General features: G+C 38.8%; 11 protein-coding genes. 2 read left to right on the top strand and 9 right to left on the bottom strand.

Going from position 1 to position 19,197, the window contains the following annotated elements:
• Positions 1-64 precede the first annotated feature (64 nt).
• A complete protein-coding gene (locus B5G04_RS04355; protein ID WP_087395969.1) occupies positions 65-1,363 on the top strand; it encodes a PDDEXK nuclease domain-containing protein in 1,299 nt (432 codons plus the stop codon).
• 85 nt (positions 1,364-1,448) lie between these two features.
• Here B5G04_RS04355 and B5G04_RS04350 read toward each other — a convergent pair whose 3' ends face one another.
• The 9 genes from B5G04_RS04350 to B5G04_RS04310 form a co-directional block, all read right to left on the bottom strand.
• Positions 1,449-2,429, bottom strand: coding sequence for an IS982 family transposase (locus tag B5G04_RS04350; RefSeq protein ID WP_087395967.1), 981 nt, complete (start codon positions 2,427-2,429; stop codon positions 1,449-1,451).
• A 126-nt stretch (positions 2,430-2,555) separates the two neighbouring features.
• Positions 2,556-4,886, bottom strand: a complete 2,331-nt coding sequence (locus B5G04_RS04345) for a GH92 family glycosyl hydrolase (protein WP_225226155.1) — start codon at positions 4,884-4,886, stop codon at positions 2,556-2,558.
• 16 nt (positions 4,887-4,902) lie between these two features.
• On the bottom strand, positions 4,903-6,837 hold the full coding sequence (locus tag B5G04_RS04340) for a glycoside hydrolase family 97 protein (protein WP_087395965.1): 1,935 nt from the start codon (positions 6,835-6,837) through the stop codon (positions 4,903-4,905).
• A gap of 23 nt (positions 6,838-6,860) precedes the next feature.
• Complete coding sequence (locus tag B5G04_RS04335) at positions 6,861-9,032, bottom strand: GH92 family glycosyl hydrolase (RefSeq protein ID WP_087396314.1); 2,172 nt, start codon at positions 9,030-9,032, stop codon at positions 6,861-6,863.
• A gap of 32 nt (positions 9,033-9,064) precedes the next feature.
• Positions 9,065-11,092, bottom strand: a complete 2,028-nt coding sequence (locus tag B5G04_RS04330) for a glycoside hydrolase (protein WP_087395963.1) — start codon at positions 11,090-11,092, stop codon at positions 9,065-9,067.
• Between the two features lie 135 nt (positions 11,093-11,227).
• Entirely contained in the window at positions 11,228-12,748 is a 1,521-nt protein-coding gene (locus tag B5G04_RS04325; protein WP_087395961.1) for a RagB/SusD family nutrient uptake outer membrane protein, read from the bottom strand.
• A gap of 12 nt (positions 12,749-12,760) precedes the next feature.
• Positions 12,761-16,282, bottom strand: a complete 3,522-nt coding sequence (locus B5G04_RS04320) for a TonB-dependent receptor (RefSeq protein ID WP_087395959.1) — start codon at positions 16,280-16,282, stop codon at positions 12,761-12,763.
• A gap of 66 nt (positions 16,283-16,348) precedes the next feature.
• Entirely contained in the window at positions 16,349-17,284 is a 936-nt protein-coding gene (locus tag B5G04_RS04315; protein WP_158100040.1) for a FecR family protein, read from the bottom strand.
• A 189-nt stretch (positions 17,285-17,473) separates the two neighbouring features.
• Positions 17,474-18,055, bottom strand: a complete 582-nt coding sequence (locus tag B5G04_RS04310) for an RNA polymerase sigma-70 factor (RefSeq protein ID WP_087395956.1) — start codon at positions 18,053-18,055, stop codon at positions 17,474-17,476.
• 161 nt (positions 18,056-18,216) lie between these two features.
• Between B5G04_RS04310 and B5G04_RS04305 the strand changes: the two genes are divergently transcribed.
• The gene (locus B5G04_RS04305) at positions 18,217-19,197 is read left to right on the top strand and encodes an IS982 family transposase (RefSeq protein WP_087395954.1); all 981 of its coding nucleotides are present in this window, start codon (positions 18,217-18,219) and stop codon (positions 19,195-19,197) included.

Below are 19,197 nucleotides of genomic sequence, written 5' to 3'. Positions count from 1 at the left end.
ATCAGCAAGTTTCACGGGATGCCTGTTATTGGGCTTATCTTTGTAACTTTCAATACATACAACAATGAGCAGTAACGATAACAACAATATAGAGAAAAGAAGTTTCGAGGCTTTCGTCAGTGCCATCGGTTCAGAAATAGAGCAGGCGCAAGTCCGGCTCATCAGTGCCGCCAATGCGCAGATGCTGTTCCATTACTGGAAGATGGGCAACTACATATTGTACCACCAGAACCGACAAGGCTGGGGCGGCAAGGTCATCAAGAAACTGGCGCAGGCGATACGGTTCAATTATCCCGAAAAGAAAGGGTATTCGGTCAGAAACTTGGCTTATATGTGTCAGTTCGCACGCTCCTATCCATTGGGCGCATTACGGAGTTTTATAGAAACCGATGCGAAATTATTTACTCCAAGTGTGCAGAAAATCACGAATGAACTTCAAAGCCTGAACAATATGACATTTACGCAAGAGCCTCTTGCGCAAATTCAATCCACAGATAACAAGGAAGTTGCAATTGTGCAAGAACCTCTTGCACAAATTCAGGATGTAGTCCAAACAGTAGCCGCTGTTTATCAAGTACCGATTGAGGACATGGAAAAACTGTTCCTAGCATCACCTGTTGCAAGAATCAATTGGGCGAGCCATGTGATTCTGTTGAACAGTTCTCTTCCGTTGGGCGTGGAGTACTGGTATATGAAACAATCCGTGGAAATGGGCTGGAGCAGCAATGTCCTTAAAATGCAGATTGAGAGCAAATTGTTTGAACGGCAAATCAACAGCCACAAAGTCAATAATTTTACCGCCACACTTCCTGCACCCCAAAGCGACCTTGCCAACTACCTGTTAAAAGACCCGTATATCTTTGACTTGGCGGGAGCCAAAGAACGTGCGGACGAAAGGGACATAGAGGAACAACTGGTGAAGCACGTTACCCGTTATCTGTTGGAGATGGGCAACGGATTCGCCTTTGTCGCAAGGCAGAAGCATTTCCAGATTGGCGACAGCGATTTCTATGCCGACCTGATTCTGTACAACATCAAGCTCCATGCATACGTGGTCGTGGAACTGAAGGCAACCCCGTTCAAGCCGGAATATGCCGGACAGTTGAACTTCTACATCAATGTGGTGGATGACAAACTGAGGGGAGAGAATGACAACAAGACCATCGGGCTGCTGTTGTGCAAGGGCAAGGATGAGATTGTCGCGCAATATGCACTGACAGGCTATGACCAGCCTATCGGCATCAGCGATTACCAGCTCAGCAAGGCTGTGCCGGAGAACCTGAAATCGGCGTTGCCGAGCATAGAACAGGTGGAAGAAGAACTGACTATGCTTCTTGACAATGAAAAGAACAAACAAAAGTAGAACGCCTATGGCAGACAAGATACAGACGATGATTCCCCAATACGGGGAACTCAACAGAATATACAGGGATTACCCGTTGGCGGAATTAATTTAGTGCGTACTTAATTCTACCAATGGGCTTGTTATTGATATAGTTGACATATTGCGATACGGTCAGCGCACTAATCTTGCCTATGATTCTGGCAAACAAACCGTTTGTTATCTTTGCATAATTTCTAATGAGGAGGAATTGGCCTGACAATTGAGAAAATATTGTTTCAATCCTCTTGCGGGCTTTTGCAAAAGGGGTGAAAGTCGGTTTCCAATCCTTTTGATTCAGCCGGTAGGGACATTCAAGCCTGATATGCGCAGTCTCAAAGAGGTCGAGTTGTACATCAGCCCCGATATATCCCTTGTCCCCATAGATGCTGCAATCGTGATATTCCAGCTTCACATCCTTCATGTAATTGAGATCATGCACGCTCGCCTTTGACAAGTCATAGGAATGCACTACTCCACTTAACCCACAGATGGCATGAAGCTTATAACCAAAGTAGTATGTGTTTTGCGAAGCGCAATAGCCAAAGTCGGGTGCTTTGGAGAAATCTCCCGACTGTCCCATCTTGCAGCGTTTTCCCCTTGCGGGACGACAGACTTCTATCGGTTTGGAGTCCACAAGGAAGAAATCCTCATCACCATCTATTTTCAAGGCAATCCGCTTGCGGATGGCTTCACATAGGCCTGTGGTTTTCTTTCTGCGGTCATTGAATTGTCTGCGCGATATAAGATTGGGGATTTTCTCCTTGTACTCTTGCAGCTTGTAATCAAAAAGCCACTTCTCACTGTCGATGCTTTCCGATTCGGCAGCCAACGACAAAGCCACGACCTCTAAGTCTGAGAATTTAGGAACAGGACCACGGCGGACAATATTCCCATGCTCATTAACAAGATTATGGGAAAATTGCTTGCATATCTCAAGTATTTTGACAACTTTTGTATATAAGTTGTGCATACGATGATATAAACTTAATGATTTAGACAACACTAAGTTAATAAAAATCAGCGATATGCGCAACCTTTTAAACATAATTCTCAAACCAAATTAATTCCGCCAACGGGTTAAGTTTAATATAAAAACAGTAACGAAGAACCTATTTCCTAAATATAAGAAAAGAGATCCTTCGCTACACCCTCATACCTTAAAAATACTACTCTAGATCCCCCAATGCATATTAGGAGCATTTCCCATTTCCAATACCAATACTCCTCCATTCATAATATCTTGATAATCCAAGTAACATTGAGAGTATTCCTTTCCATTCAAACGAGCAGACTGTATATAAGTATTAGAGGTTGAATTATTGTGTGCTTTGATGACAAATGTTTTATTATCTCCTACCTTAATTGTTATCTCGTTAAACAACGGAGAAGTTATCTCATAACGAGTATCTCCTGGACAAATAGGATACAAACCACATGCCGATAATACATACCATGCAGACATTTGTCCGGCATCTTCGTTACCTACCAATCCCTCCACTTTATCATGGTAAGCATGTTCGCAAATAAACCTAGACCAATATTGTGTTTTCCAAGGTTCTCCCAATCTATTATATAAAAAAGGAACATGATGAACTGGTTCGTTGGCATGATTGTAATATACATTCCACAAAAAATTGTGAGGTGTATGGGCAAACATGCTATCAAGATCAGCTACAGTTTGTTGAATACCTCCCATCAACTCTACCATACCTTCTATGTCGTGCGGTACAAACCAACCTTGTTGCAGTTCATTGCACTCAGTACAACCATACCCTTCCTGCAATTTTCCTCTTTGGGGCCATTTTATAAACGAACCGTCTTCTTTTCTCGGACGGAAGGCATGTTTTTCCTTATCGTACAAATTCTTATAGGAACGGGAAAGTTTCAAATACTTAACCATATCCTCTGTTTTGCCTAAATCTATGGCCATACGTGCCATACACCATTCCGTATAAGCATACTCTAAGGTTTTTGAAATACTATAAGGGGTATAGCCTCGCTCAGTATTGCCAAAAAGGCGTGCTGTATTGTCAGCGTAGGTATAAGCCTTTTCCTTATCTCCTTTAAATATACCCTTTACCCACGCATCGGCCAATACTGAAAGCGCAGGATTACCCAACATACACCCACTATATGCATTCAGGAGCTCAAAGCGCTCATAATAGTGATTACCACTTTCTTCAGCTAAGGTCGTCAAAGACATCAGCAGGTCATTAACCACTTCGGGATTAATGATGCTTTGTAAAGGCATTTGACTGCGAAATACATCCCAACCGCTAAACACGGTCCGTTTAGTAAAGCCAATCGATGTATGTATCTTTCCATCTCCTCCAATATAATGTCCGTCTACATCTGTAAAATTTCTAGGATCAATCATTGTATGATATAGAGCTGTATAAAAGATACGCTTTTGTTCTTCCGTACCACCTTTTACTCGGATAGTTGCCAGCATATCATTCCATTGCTTTTTAGTAGCCTCCTTTACGACATCAAAATTCCAATCCGCAATTTCTTGCTCTAGATTTTTACGTGCCCCTTCTATACTGACGAAAGAAATCCCCGATTTAAACAAAATCTGCTCATTTTCCTTTGTCTCAAAGTTAGCAAAGAATCCGATGTGCTTTCCTTGGAATTCTTTTTTATCTTGTATGATTTGCGCTTGGGATGTAAGTTTTTGAAATTGAGCACTTTCTACGAATTCACGTTTGCGCGAAATTCCTTCAGGAATTTCAACATTCCAAAATCCATAATCTGTCAATGGCTTTGAGAACTGAGCATGGAAATAGACTGTATATCTGGCATTGCCATCCCCGTTTCCCCAACCACCACCTTCTGGTGTACATTCCATACGACCTTCGATTGTGTACTCATCAACCACCTTTACAAATTGGAAGGTAGACGTGCCACCAACGCGACGAGCCAAATCTATCTGTATTCGAGATTCCTTACTCTTCGGATAAGTAAAACGTAGCATACCACTATGCTCCATAACCGTAGCCTCTGTTTGTACACCATAATCGGGCAAATATACACTATAATAACCAGCAGAAGCCTTCTCTGATGCCTTATCATACCGAGTGCGATACCCCTTCACTCCATTCTCTTTTCCAGAATTAGTATACATTTTACCTACCGTTGGCATTACTAACAAATTACCAAGGTCTCCATACCATCCCACACCACTCATTTGGGTAAAAGCAAATCCTTCAATAGTTTGATGTTCATAGCTATATCCCGAACCATTGTCTCCTCCCGTAATTGTATTGGGGCTTATTTGTACCGCACCAAACGGGTAAGTCGCTCCAGGAAAGGTCTTCCCTAATCCATGAAAGGCTCCCGCAGCTTCGGTATTCGTACTAGCCCCAATAAAAGGATTTACATACCCGGCCAGTTCCTTGTCACTTTCTGTTCCGCAACAAGCATAACACAAGACTCCTGTCCAGAACAAGATTACTTTCCACTTTTTGTTGTATATCCTCATTAACATTCTAATCAAAGACAAATTGTGATACCTTTTATCATTTTTCTTGAATCAGCACACAAGCTCCACCTCCTGCTGCAAGCTCTAGTTTTAGCACAGTGTTACAATCCACACTTTCTTCAACGGATTGGTAAGATTCACGATTAACAAAATAGTGTGCATCTTCACCATCTTTGGTTATCTGCGCAATAAATTTTCCTTTAGGTAAGAAAGACAAAGGAATTTCCACTGTGCGTGCCAATTCATTGGTAACTGCACCTATTAGCCAAGCTTCTTGGGTTTGACGCATCATAACAATATATTCTCCAATTTCGCCAGCCAAAGTCTTACTTTCTACCCAGGGCATCTTCTGTGCACTGATAAAGCGAAGTAACTCGGGATATTTCTTATAATATTCAGGTATATCTGGAAGAATGGTTACACCTGAGAAGGTGATCAATGTTCTAGCCGCCTCAGATGTTACAGTTGAAGGAACAGGCAAGTTACAATCTACACGAGTCGTTTTTCCCGGGCGTAAATCAAACATACCGTTGTTCATATCCAGAGGACCTGCTAGCATATTCACAAATACGGAAGTACAGAAAGTTTCCGGAACAAACACATGATAACCATCCAATTGCGCATGACAATATTCTCTAGTAACAGCATTAGGCCATGTCCGCATTTGTCCATAAGGGTGAACTGGATTATCGTGATAGTCTACTAATAAATGATTCTCGGCACACAGACGCGTTACAGTTTGTGTCCATTTATTTTTTTCTTCTTGAGTACCGGTCATAAAACCATATTTTACACCGACAGCTCCCCATTTACTATATTGTTTCAAAGTTTCTTCAATGGGATATTGTTTTCCTCCAACATCATTTAAATACAACCAAATACCTACACCCTTTTGTTTACCATATTCTATAAGTCTACGTACATCATTCGCCTTATCACCATTAATAGGATCAGAATCTGTGGCAAATTCAGGACCATACCAGTTAGCATCCAATACAAGATAGGCAAATCCTTGTTCAGCCGCAAAGTCCACAGCACGAACCCAAGAAGGATAAGACATCTCATATCTAAACCCATCTATTTCTGCACCATTCATCCGCCAATCCCATAAAGCAATACCCGGTTTTACCCATGAAAAATCATATTTAGGATCTGGTTCAGGATTAAGTAACTCTACAAGATGAGAATCTACCAATGTACCAGGAGTGGTGCCATACATGATAACACGCCATGCTGAACTATAATTTGGATGTAACTTTCCTGGTGTAGATATTACAGAATAGGCTATCTCACCCTTTTTCGAGAATAAACGCAACGGTTCTCCTTCTTGCAAATAAGCCTCATGAAGAGCCATATAATTATGGTCATCAGCTTTAATTGTAACAACCGGAAGTCTCTCACCGTTACTATCTGTAAGCTTTTCAGGACCAATATTATGTTCTTCGCCATTATAGCTCCATGCAGTATAATCATCAGCAAAGTTATATGTAGTACATTCCATAGGCTCTCTTTCTAGTTTACTATTCCCGGTAGGAATCTCATAACGAAAAGCAACTCCATCATTGTAAACACGAACTACTACAAGAAGTTTCTCCAAGCCATCCACGGCCGTACTACTTATCGTGAAAGTCTTTTCATTAAAATGATCATTTACTATAGCTCTCTTTCCCCATACTGGTTTCCAAATATCCCGTACTTGACGTTCATTAGTCTCTTCAATACTACATTCAGTAATTGTTAAAACATTGTTATTCTTAAATTTAATACCCAATGATGAATTGTTAATCAACTGTTTATTATTAGCTTTAAAAGCATAAACAGGTTCACCTTTTTCACTTTTATAAATAGTAAACTCTAACTTTCCATCCGGAGATTTGACCGTATTCGATACAAGGGAAGAGGAACATCCTGTTACAACAAATGCTAAAATACAGATATATATCTGAAATAGTAGTAATAAGTAATATCTCATTATTTAATATATTTAATTGATTATTATTCAGAACAAAACTCTAGTACTCCACCTTTAAAAATATCTTGAATAGAGATAAAAGGCTTTTCCAAAAGTTTTCCATTCCAATACACTCGCAATAAGTAATCTTTTTTATTCAATTCTGGAGCTTTGATTAACAATTTCTTACCATCTCGTAGCTGCAGGATTATCTCTTTAAAATGAGGTATACCCAATGCATACTCACCTGATGCCGGAGTAAGCGGATAAAAGCCCAATGAACTGAATAGATACCAAGCTGACATTTGTCCACAATCGTCATTACCAGATAAACCATCAGGCTTATTCTTGTAATGTTGTTTTATTATCATTGGAATACGGTTCTGCACTTTATCAAGCTTGCCACAACAATCATATAAGTAAGCGAAATGATGTCCGGGTTCATTATCATGACGATAATGCCCTTCATCAAAGTTTTTGTCTAGCTCCTTACAAAATACATCCTCCCCACCCAGAAGATGAATCAGATCAGGTATATTTTGCATAACGCAGAAACGGTATGTCCAGCGTCCACCTTCAGTAAATCCCTCTTCTATATCTGCCCAGCTACCATTACTATGTCGTGCTTGAAAAAAACCTGTCTGTGGATTGTACAGATTCAAATAGTTGCGTGAGCGTTTCATTAAGATATGATAATCTTCCTCATGTCCCAGTTTTTTTGCCATTTGGGCTACACAATAATCATCCATAGCAAACTCCAATGTGCGTGATACAGACTCTGTTGTCTTGTCTGCAGCAACATAACCTAAATCCAAATACTCTTTCAGACCTCCACGAGCCTCGTATGAACCGTTCCAATAATGTCTGTCTCCCCAACGATAGTCATCACGTGGTGCTTGAAAAGCATCCTTGCGGATAGCTTCATAAGCTTTTTCTACATCATAATTACGAAATCCGTTGACATACGCATCAGCAATAACAGCATCAGCATGTGTACCAATCATGATGTTTGTGTAAGAAGGATTAGGCCATTTAGGCAGCCAACCACCTTCATTATACATTTGTATCAACGCTGTAATCATATCATCTACCCGTTGAGACTGTGTCAATTGAAGCCAAGGGTGCTGTGCACGGAATGTATCCCACAGTGAATACGCATTGTATGAAATGCCTTTGTGAATCTTATCATCAAACGGGCTGTAGTAGCGGTCGTACTCAGAAAATTCACGTGGATATTGCATAGTGCGAAAAAATGCCGTATAAAAAATCGTTGCATCATCATCGGTTGCTCCTTTAATTTGTATCTTATCTAAATTTGACTTCCAAACTGCCTTCACCTTCTTTTTAGTTTGTTCAAAACTGACAGATGTGGGAATTTCTTTCTCCAAATTCTCCGAAGCCTGTTCAAAATCAATAAAAGAAGAACCGATACGTACTTCTACAACCTCTGTACCCGGTTCAAACTCTATATACCCACCAACATGGGCCCCCTCTTCCTTACTCTGCATCTTGGACACTCTATCCTCATTCCAAGTGCCATACTGACTGAATGGACGTGAGAATTTCAGAACATAGCACCCTTTAAAATTATATAAGCGAGGACCTAGATGACTATCATGCCTTTCCTTGTTACAAATTCGAATCTCCTGTTTGTCTGGAAGGATTTCAATAGATCCCCCCTCTTTTTCCCGACCAGCCTCCAAAAATAGAATAGCTTTCTCGGTAGAAGGATAATTGAAGCGGAAAAAAGAGCAACGGGATGTAGCTGTAAATTCGGTCTTCAAAGCATGACCTTGCACGTCATTATAACTTATCTTATAATAATATGGTGTAGCTATTTCTTGTGCATGATCTATCTTTACAGCCCGTTTTTCTGGTTCTAAATTCAATATTCCTACTTGTGGCATTAAGGTGAAAAAACCATAGTCGCCCATCCAAATAGCAGGTTGATGTGTAGCTACAAATCCCAGAAGATGAGTATCATTGTAATTATATGCAGTACGTGAGATACCGTTTATACGGGTTGCTGCACACCATTGTGTCATTCCGAAAGGCTCGCTGACTGCTGGTGTTGTGCCTCCATATTCAGTGTTATGAGAACCCGTACTACCAATAAACATATTGACGTAATCGATACTACTTTGAGCCTTGACCAAGCTGACACCCCCAGCCAAGACACAACATACAATTCCCCAAATAGCTAATTGAAATTTCATATATCTCATCTATTATTATAAAAACATTTTTCCTAGTTGTTACATTGTTTAAAATCTTGAAAGTTGTATGTATTGGTATGAATATTTGTTACAATTTGTCCATCTATCAATGCACGTGATTGTTCTATTCTAGGACCTTTAACTGCAAATCCATATTGCGGCAGTTGATATCTTTTTCCACCTACAGTAGCTTCGTAAACAGATTCTCCAAAATTGACAACAACCTCTGTACCATCAGCGAAACAAGTGCGCTGTACCATTCCGTCCAGAGTCAGGAATTCATGAACTGTCATTTCCTGTCCAGCAATCACCTCATGCAGTTTACATACGTTACGATAAGTCTCTAGAAAAAGTTCACGATTGGCCACCCAAGAGCCAGGTTTAGATGGCCCTGCACCACCGGTTTCTTCGTTCGCCCATAACAAAGGTATAGTGCCATACAAAATATTGTAACAATTCTTCATGTCTGTAAATTTCGGGTCAGCCAACGTTAAGAAATCATTAGCATCCCCCCAATACCAAGTGGATACTACGCAGTCATGGAATACAAGTTCCCATAGAGGAACACGGTACTGGGGATTCATGCCCAAAGTCTCATACTGCTCCCATTTATTGCCCTCCTTATTCATAGGTGGACGAAGATAAGGAGCATCCCAAGCATAATTATCTGTTCCTCCACTCATCATACCTTCTACGTAATCAATGACAGGAACAGCCCACCAACGACCATGTTCTCCGCCTACTACAAGACCTTGTGATCGTATATAATCGAAAAGACGTACACCTAGCTCTCGTTTTTCAGCACGGGTTAATGGATGCCTTTCATCGTAACACTCGTACAAATCTTCGGCTGTAGTCACATCTATGAAGCGACACAAGAAAGGATATTTAGACAATACTTCAGGAATCACTAATTTAGCCGTGCGTTCCCAAAATACTGGGCAACGTTTCATAGATTGATGTCCATCCCAAGTACACCAAGCTAACATGCGAGTACTGTCATCTTTCAATACGATATTATCTGGCAAATATTCATGTCCACTATCAATTTTTCCATCAGCTTCTACCTGAAAAACATCCTGATATGCATCATAACAACTTGTCAAATAACCCAATTCATTGATACTTTTTAATTCTTCAGGTGTAGAGTTACCATTCATAATCATTTTTTCCACGCCTGCTTTCTTTGCTTCTTTGGCAAATTCTACTGATTGTTGCCCCCATACATCCACTGCCCCAAAAAGGCGTGTCAGATTTGGGTTTTTCTTTACTTTCTCAGAGAAAGGGACAATCAAGCCGCGCTTTTGCGCATAAGTTCGATAGTATTTAGCCAACGCTACATAACCGCCATCAGAAACAAAATGACAGAGAAGACGGCGTGCATATCCAAAACGCTTTTTGCTGGATATCCAACCCGCTTTGGGCAGAACAATCTCACGCTTTCCAACCTTTACGGGAATCATGTCAAAGAATGCATCATCCGATGTATCCAATATAATCTCATATCCATGTCCTTCTTTTGCATCACATACACCTATCCAAGGCATGTCCAATAAAGCGGTAGTATAACGCTTATACGGAAACGGGTGAAGATCGGCTGGATAAAGATGCCCGTTACAGAAATCAGCTACAGCTATGGAGCAATGTTCCGAGTCCAACAAAAACGGATCAAAAAAAGGAATATCCTCTATCGGAGTATCACGATTTTCCATATCAGCTTCTATCTCCAAGTCCGCAGAGGCTTTTGGAAGACTCAGTTTTATTAAGAACGGATAATTATTAACTTCCGTTTCGAATGCTATCGCCCATTTATCAGCAGTACTTACTTCACTAACATTCTCTATTTTTTTTTCTTTTGAAGCTACTTGTTGCCACTCTCGATTTCCTTTTTTATCATACACGTTCAATACCCCGGTAGGTTGAATGGTTACTTTCAAATGACTATTTTCAATAAACCAAACATCTCCTTCCTGTGAAACTCCATCGCTTGAACTACAAGCACACAATCCCAACAAGACAAAAATTGTCAGGAAAACACTTATTCGTTTAAAAATTATCATAATAGTTTGTTTTTTACTTCCAAAATTATGTTGTTAGAATATTCAAATAATTATTGAAAGTTCTGATTAAAATAGAAGTCCCTGTATTTAGGGAAATACCACGAAATATAGGGACTACCTGATTAATATATAATACTAATACCCTTCGTTTTGCTTAATTTTACCTTTTGACTCATCTATTACCTCTTGCGGAATAGGAAAAAGTACCATATGCTTATAATCAGCCTCTCTTCCTTCTGGAATATATCCTTGGTCTACTGCTGATTGTATCCATTTTCCATGTCTAATTAAGTCACGTCGACGATGTCCTTCACAATATAATTCACGGCCGCGTTCATCCAATATAAAGTCACGGAAATTCTCTTTACTAGCTGTAGCTGTAGTTGGAATAGTATTGGGTATACCAGCACGGGCACGAATCTGCTCTACCAATCCAATAGCTTCCTGTGTAGGACCCTTCTGTTCGTTTATAGCTTCGGCTAACTCCAACAAGACATCAGCGTAACGATATACCACTACATCATTACCTGCTTTTTCTGAAATCTGTGTCGGGTCTTCAGGATACTTGACAGGCAAAGCTCCCTTTACTAAATTGGGATAACCATTGTTACGGCTTGCTAATTTCGTTTCACCATTGCTTATATATTCAAATTCTGTAATAAGTGAAGGTGCCATTGCACGTTCATCTCCTGGTTGTTGAAAATGGTGATCGTAATATTTCCATGGCATATTATATACATTCCATCTTTGCACTTTGCTATTCGTCCAGAAAGAAGGAAGTTCAGGAGGAAGCACATGAGTAGTCCAGGTATTCCCATTACCATTTGTCTCAGATTGACAAGGTAATGCCCAGATAATTTCATTATTGCGTTCATTCTCTATGCTAAATACAGATGAATAAGTAGGCTGTAACTTGTATCCTAACCCTTGAATTTTTCGGCAATAGGTTTCAGCATCTGCCCAACGCTTTTCCTGCATATAAAGTTTTTCCAAAATGGTATAGGCAGCGCCTTTAGTGAGCCGTCCGTATTCAGAATCATCATAAGATACCGGCAAAATCTCTGCAGCAGCTTTCAAATCAGTTTCAATCAATTTAATAAACTCATCTTTCGGTAAGCGCTCCAAAATTATCTCATTTTCTGGATGGCGCAGAATTTCAACATCAGTAGTCACATTAGCAGTTCCGTAAAAATCATATAAGAAGAAGAGATATTGACCACGAATACACTGCAGTTCTGCTATATATTGTTTCTTAACATCATCATCTATAGGAGATTTTTGCAAATCGTCTATGACCAAAGTGGCCCGATTAGCCTCTTTTACAAACATATTATAGAATTTATACGCTGCATATGTTGTAGAATTCCATTGAAACTTCTCCATAAATTCATAATCATCACGTTGTGTACCCGTGTCATCTGCACACAAGTTATTTATCATCCAAAATGTTTCCGTCCAACCACCATAAATATCACCAGGTGAGCCTAATGGACTATAAATTCCTGTTACTGCTGCTTTGGCATCAGACTCTGTTTTGTAAAAATTTTCAGGAATAATCTTATCATATATTACAGGATCTAAATCTAAACAAGATTCCATGCCTATTCCTAACAAGGCTACCAATGTAATCTGTTTTATATTATTCAAAAGTCTCATATTAAAATCTAATTAAAAAGTTATATCTACCCCAAAAGACATTGTTGTTTGAGTCGGATATGCTGCAAGACCGTTCATCTCCGGATCGATGCCGCTATACTTAGTGATAACAAACGGATTTTGAACATCAGCATATAAACGCAAATTTTTCACTAACTTACTGAAGTTACCTAACTTAGGAAGAGTATATCCTAGTGTTATGTTCTTACAACGCAAGAAGTTTGCGTTCTCCAGCCAAAAGTCCGTGCTGAAGTTATCATATGGGCTGTTCAGACATGTAGGAAATTTCCCGTTAGGATTGTCATGCGCCCAACGATTTGTTACTTCCGCTAACATGTTAGAACCATTTAAAATAGCATTCGACCCCTTCAAATAGGAAAGATATGCTGGATTTTCTAACTTTCTACCTAAGTAGCCATAAAAGAAAATATTTAAATCAAAACCTTTATAAGTAAAAGTATTACCAAATCCTACATAAAATTTGGAAGTAGCTGTGCCCATATATACAATATCAGCCTCGTCCAACTTACCATCCGGACCATCAGTCAGGTTACCGTTTTCATCACGTCCATGCAAATCTTTATACTTAATCATACCAGGCTTTGCATTTGGCATATGAGGTATTTTACAAGTTCCGTCAGGATTCATATCCTCAGGTTGTACAAGTCCGTCAGAGAGCATTAGGTAACGTGCATTCAGCATATCATGTTCATTCTCATAAATAGCCTTCTTCCATTGTGGACTTCTTTCTACCCAACGATCACGATAGAAGGAGAAAACATAGTCTGTAGTCCACTGAAACTCTCCAATCAGATTACGGGTAGTCAAACCCAATTCGAAACCTTTACTTCCTTTCACACCAATATTAGCAACAATGGTATTGATCGGGTTATAAGACATTAGCTTCTTGGTATCCAATAAATCAGACACCCTACGGGTAAAATATTCCATGGAGCCCACAATGCGATTATTGAAGAAACCAAAATCAACACCAAAGTTAAATTCGGTGGTAGTTTCCCACTTCAAGTTAGGATTAGCCAATTGAGTCTGTGTTACACCAGTAGCAACCTGATCTCCAAACGTATAGTTACGCCCTGTATCATATAAAGCCAAGGCATTACTACCAATATTCGCATTACCTGTCTGACCGAAGCTGACACGCAGTTTAAGATCAGATACTATATTTTGGCCTTGCATAAAAGCTTCGTTGTTGACACGCCATGCTAAAGCTACTGATGGAAAAAATCCCCATTTATTGTTTTCTGCAAATTTGGAAGAAGCATCACCACGAAATGTAGCTGCAATCAGATAGCGATTATCATAGTTGTAGTTCAAACGTGCAAACACAGAACCCAGAACCTCCTCATTGCCATAAGATCCGACTGTAGGTTTGGCTGATTCGCCAGCCCCCAGATTATACCACTTGAAGATATCAGTCAAGAATTTACTATTAGAAGCATCTAGTCCATCTGTGAAAAACTTTTGATAAGAATAACCTCCCATCACTCTAAATGAATGTTTCTCCGCAAATGTTTTGTCATAAGTCGCAGTAATATCGAATACATTGTTGTTTCGGTTGATAAAGGAACGAGTAGCTCTACCATCTTCCTTAAAACCATAAAGTGTAGTTTTAGGCATATAGGTATTACGCTCTCCTTTATCTTTTTGAAAACCAGCATTCATACGGATATTCAGCCCCTCTATCGGAGTAACCTGCAGGTAAAAATTACCAAGCAACTCTAAATTATGACTTTCATCATCCACTTCCAGTAAAGATACTGGATTAGGCAGAAATGGTTGCTGAGGGTCTATCATATAATCACCGTTTTCATCATAAATTGGTAAAGTAGGATTTGCAGTCATTGCCGCACGAATAATACCAGCATTTTCATTTTGACTTGTTGTTAATGGGGCATTATCATTAGTAGTTTGACTAATACTGAAATTAACTCCAGCCTTAATATATTTATTAAATGTTTGATCGAAATTGAAACGTCCAGAATAACGCTCTATACCCGTACTTTTGATAACCCCTTCCTGATTTAAATAACTACCTGATACATAGTAAGATGTCTTATTGGTACCACCTGTTAATGAAATGTTATGTTGAGTCATAATGGCATCTCTCTCTACGGCTCCAAGCCAGTCTGTAGTCTGTGCATTAGCTATATCATCACTAGAATATTTATTCTCATAAGGAGCTACACTATTGGGGTCTGTAGAACCATATGGGTAAATTTTATTATCAGCTAACCAGTTTTCATAGCCAATTCGATTGTGTTCCGTCATAAAACCAGCTGCATCCAGCATTTTTTCATGCTTGGCTCTTTTGGATAAAGAAACAGAACCTGAGTATTTCACCATAGGCGCAGCACCTTCTTTTCCTCGTTTAGTAGTAATCAAGACGACACCGTTAGCAGCACGTGCACCATAAATAGAAGTAGCTGCAGCATCTTTTAACACCTCAATTGACTCAATATCGGCAGGGTTTAAATTATTCAATGGAGATTTACTACCGCCATCGTACTTACCGCCTCCTGGTTCCATATTATCCACATTCATCGGATAGCCATCGATAACATACAAAGGTCCAGGATTTCCTGCACCTCCAGCTGCATTACCACGGATTTGTACAGTAACAGCTCCACCCGGCTGGGCATTATTAAGTGTAATTTGCATACCAGGAGCCTTACCTGAAAGCATTTGTCCCAAAGAAACATTACCAGTCAAGGGTAAATCATCCGCTTTCACCTGAGTAATAGCACCTGTAATATCACTTTTCTTCTGTGTACCGTAACCGATTACGACTACCTCATCCAAACTTTTAGAGTCTTCACGTAATACAACTTGTAGGTTGGAAATTTTATCAACCTTTACCTCATATGGTATATAACCGATATAAGTAATAGTAAGCACAGATTTTTCAGGGACATCAAGTTGAAAATTACCATTCATATCCGTAATTGTTCCAATACCCCCATTACCTTTTACTACTACATTAGCTCCAATGATTGCCTCTCCTTTACGATCTACTACGGTACCGCTTATCTTTTTATTACCGGTAGAGTTCGTTTGTTTATTCTGAATCAGGATAATATTTACTCCTTCTATACGATATGATAAACCTAATTCCTCCAAAGCATCATTCAGTATCTCCTTCACGGATCCTTTACCATTTTGCAAACTTACAGTCATATTCAAATCAATAGATTTATTTGATACAAACAAATAATCTGTTTGATTCTCTACTGTTTTGATCAACTGAGATAATTTTAAATTTTTCTTATTAATTTCAATTTTGAGATCTTGTAAATTCTCTGCATACACCATGGATGAAGGTAATAATAAACACATGGCGATTGATAAAGAATGTCTAAATTTATTAAAAATACATTCTTTATTCCAAAAGTATTCACTTAAATGCATGTTTTTCATATATTTGCTATTATTATTAATTTTAATGCTAGGACTAGCATTATCTAATGTTTTTTTGAGTCGGTAAATGTTGCAGCATCTACCGACTTTTTCTTTCATTTAAATTCTCTTTTTATTATTTCATAGGCAATTATATTATGGGTTTAACAATCATAAGAAAAGATATCATTTCTTGGTTTCAATATAAATCACATTATCATCTATATTTCTTCGGTAAACAAATGGATAATCATTTTGCAACACCTTCAAAGCATGTTCTACTCCATCTAATATACGGAATTTACCATTATATCTTAGTTTACTAAGTGATGAATCGTTCATTACAATCTGTATATCAAAAGTCCGTTCGAATATCTTAATTATTTCAGAGAATTGCTTATCTGTTACACATATCAATCCATCTGTCCAACGATATTCATCCGAATCTGTCATATTAGTAACATGCAATGAACCATCTTGGGAATATGCAGTCTCACCAGGAGACAAATATACTGATGCCATATTATTATCAAAAACTTTAATTCGTCCCTCGTAGAGACTTGTTTGAAAAACTGAATCTGCAGCATAAGCTGTAACACTAAACGTAGTTCCTAATACCTGAACATTATATTTATTGGTCTTGACAATAAAAGGCTCCTTACTTTTTGCAACTTTTAAATAGGCTTCTCCATCCAGCATTATTTCTCTCTTGCCATTTGCAAAAAGCAAAGGATACTGAAGGCGAGTATTAGAATTCAACCATATAATAGTTCCATCTGGCAACAACAATTTGCTTCGATTGCCAGCCGGTACATAAACCATTTGTGTTTTTTTATATTGTTTATCCTGTTGATACAGTTCAAAGAAATGCAAACAGCCAATTAAAACAAGTACAGAAGCAGCTATCTTAATTGTATTAATCATCCATCGAGAGAGGTGAATACGCTTCGATGAAATCGCTATGGCTTTCTCATCCATTAGCAACGTGGCATCAAAACGAATTCGCTCTCGTATAAATAGCTTTCGGTTATCTGAGCTTTCCTCAATCCACTGATGAATGAAATTCTTTTCCTCTTCAGTGGCTATCCCTTCAAAATAGCGGTATAATATTTTTTTTTCCATCGTCATCTTTTTTGTGGTCTTCATAATTAGAGCAACTCAACTTTGCAAAATCCCAAACAGGTGCCCTATTTTTTTATTTTTTGTTTGTTTTTTATTTGCAAAAGGTATTATAAGGGGAAGTTTCACCATCGACTGATAGCTTTTGTAAGGGAAAGAGAATAGGATATATATAGTGTTGTAACTCATTCATCAACAATCATATAGTAAGAATATCATCAATGGTAAATAATCTTTCAATTCATAAGATAGTAAATTGATAGCTTTATTGATATGATAGTCAACTTTTTGTAGAGATACGCCTAAAATGCTTGCAATTTCTTTTCGTGACTTATTCTTCAAACGGTTTAGCACGAAGATTTCCCGAGTTTTATCCGGCAACTTGACCAATGCTTGCTTCAAAATCTTCTGAACATCTTCCAAAAAGATAGCATCATAGCTATCGTCTTCTAACGTCTGAATACGCGTAGCAATTTCCCAGTCCTGCAAGTTAGTGCAGAGCTTACTATATTCTTGCTCGATCGACAAATGTTTTAAGTAGTTTAAACACTTATTTTTAACAGTTAATAAGATATAACCTATTACATCCGTTTCTTTGGGTATATTGTGTTTGTTTTCCCAAAAGTAGAGCAAAGCGTCGTGAACAATATCTTCAGATGTAAAAGAATCATTCACATAATAATAGGCATAACGTATAAAACGCGCATAATAAGTTGCATAGAAAGTTCCAAAATTCATTTCTGAACAAACATCAGATAGCGTTATCTTATTCATTCTCTCTATACTATAGAATTAAAGTTAGACAAATCAAGTAAAAAACAATCTACAACACCAATATACATTTTGCTCAACAAAATCTTTGTGCTATATTATAAACTTTAAATTGCAAAAGCATATATATAACCCGTTGGCGGAATTAATTTGGTTTGAGAATTATGTTTAAAAAGTTGCGCATATCGCTGATTTTTATTAACTTAGTGTTGTCCAAATCATTAAGTTTATATCATCGTATGCACAACTTATATACAAAAGTTGTCAAAATACTTGAGATATGCAAGCAATTTTCCCATAATCTTGTTAATGAGCATGGGAATATTGTCCGCCGTGGTCCTGTTCCTAAATTCTCAGACTTAGAGGTCGTGGCTTTGTCGTTGGCTGCCGAATCGGAAAGCATCGACAGTGAGAAGTGGCTTTTTGATTACAAGCTGCAAGAGTACAAGGAGAAAATCCCCAATCTTATATCGCGCAGACAATTCAATGACCGCAGAAAGAAAACCACAGGCCTATGTGAAGCCATCCGCAAGCGGATTGCCTTGAAAATAGATGGTGATGAGGATTTCTTCCTTGTGGACTCCAAACCGATAGAAGTCTGTCGTCCCGCAAGGGGAAAACGCTGCAAGATGGGACAGTCGGGAGATTTCTCCAAAGCACCCGACTTTGGCTATTGCGCTTCGCAAAACACATACTACTTTGGTTATAAGCTTCATGCCATCTGTGGGTTAAGTGGAGTAGTGCATTCCTATGACTTGTCAAAGGCGAGCGTGCATGATCTCAATTACATGAAGGATGTGAAGCTGGAATATCACGATTGCAGCATCTATGGGGACAAGGGATATATCGGGGCTGATGTACAACTCGACCTCTTTGAGACTGCGCATATCAGGCTTGAATGTCCCTACCGGCTGAATCAAAAGGATTGGAAACCGACTTTCACCCCTTTTGCAAAAGCCCGCAAGAGGATTGAAACAATATTTTCTCAATTGTCAGGCCAATTCCTCCTCATTAGAAATTATGCAAAGATAACAAACGGTTTGTTTGCCAGAATCATAGGCAAGATTAGTGCGCTGACCGTATCGCAATATGTCAACTATATCAATAACAAGCCCATTGGTAGAATTAAGTACGCACTAAATTAA

Source organism: Bacteroides sp. An51A (assembly GCF_002161565.1).
Taxonomy (GTDB): domain Bacteria; phylum Bacteroidota; class Bacteroidia; order Bacteroidales; family Bacteroidaceae; genus Phocaeicola; species Phocaeicola intestinalis.
This window is presented reverse-complemented; position numbering and strand designations above follow the sequence as displayed.

What these genes read in the sequence shown, in the direction of transcription:
- B5G04_RS04355 (WP_087395969.1), top strand. Translation starts at nt 65, where the DNA reads ATGAGCAGTAACGATAACAACAATATAGAGAAAAGAAGTTTCGAGGCT.
- B5G04_RS04350 (WP_087395967.1), bottom strand. Translation starts at nt 2,429, where the DNA reads ATGTTTAAAAGGTTGCGCATATCGCTGATTTTTATTAACTTAGTGTTG.
- B5G04_RS04340 (WP_087395965.1), bottom strand. Translation starts at nt 6,837, where the DNA reads ATGAGATATTACTTATTACTACTATTTCAGATATATATCTGTATTTTA.
- B5G04_RS04335 (WP_087396314.1), bottom strand. Translation starts at nt 9,032, where the DNA reads ATGAAATTTCAATTAGCTATTTGGGGAATTGTATGTTGTGTCTTGGCT.
- B5G04_RS04330 (WP_087395963.1), bottom strand. Translation starts at nt 11,092, where the DNA reads ATGATAATTTTTAAACGAATAAGTGTTTTCCTGACAATTTTTGTCTTG.
- B5G04_RS04325 (WP_087395961.1), bottom strand. Translation starts at nt 12,748, where the DNA reads ATGAGACTTTTGAATAATATAAAACAGATTACATTGGTAGCCTTGTTA.
- B5G04_RS04320 (WP_087395959.1), bottom strand. Translation starts at nt 16,282, where the DNA reads ATGAAAGAAAAAGTCGGTAGATGCTGCAACATTTACCGACTCAAAAAA.
- B5G04_RS04315 (WP_158100040.1), bottom strand. Translation starts at nt 17,284, where the DNA reads ATGGAAAAAAAAATATTATACCGCTATTTTGAAGGGATAGCCACTGAA.
- B5G04_RS04310 (WP_087395956.1), bottom strand. Translation starts at nt 18,055, where the DNA reads ATGAATAAGATAACGCTATCTGATGTTTGTTCAGAAATGAATTTTGGA.
- B5G04_RS04305 (WP_087395954.1), top strand. Translation starts at nt 18,217, where the DNA reads ATGTTTAAAAAGTTGCGCATATCGCTGATTTTTATTAACTTAGTGTTG.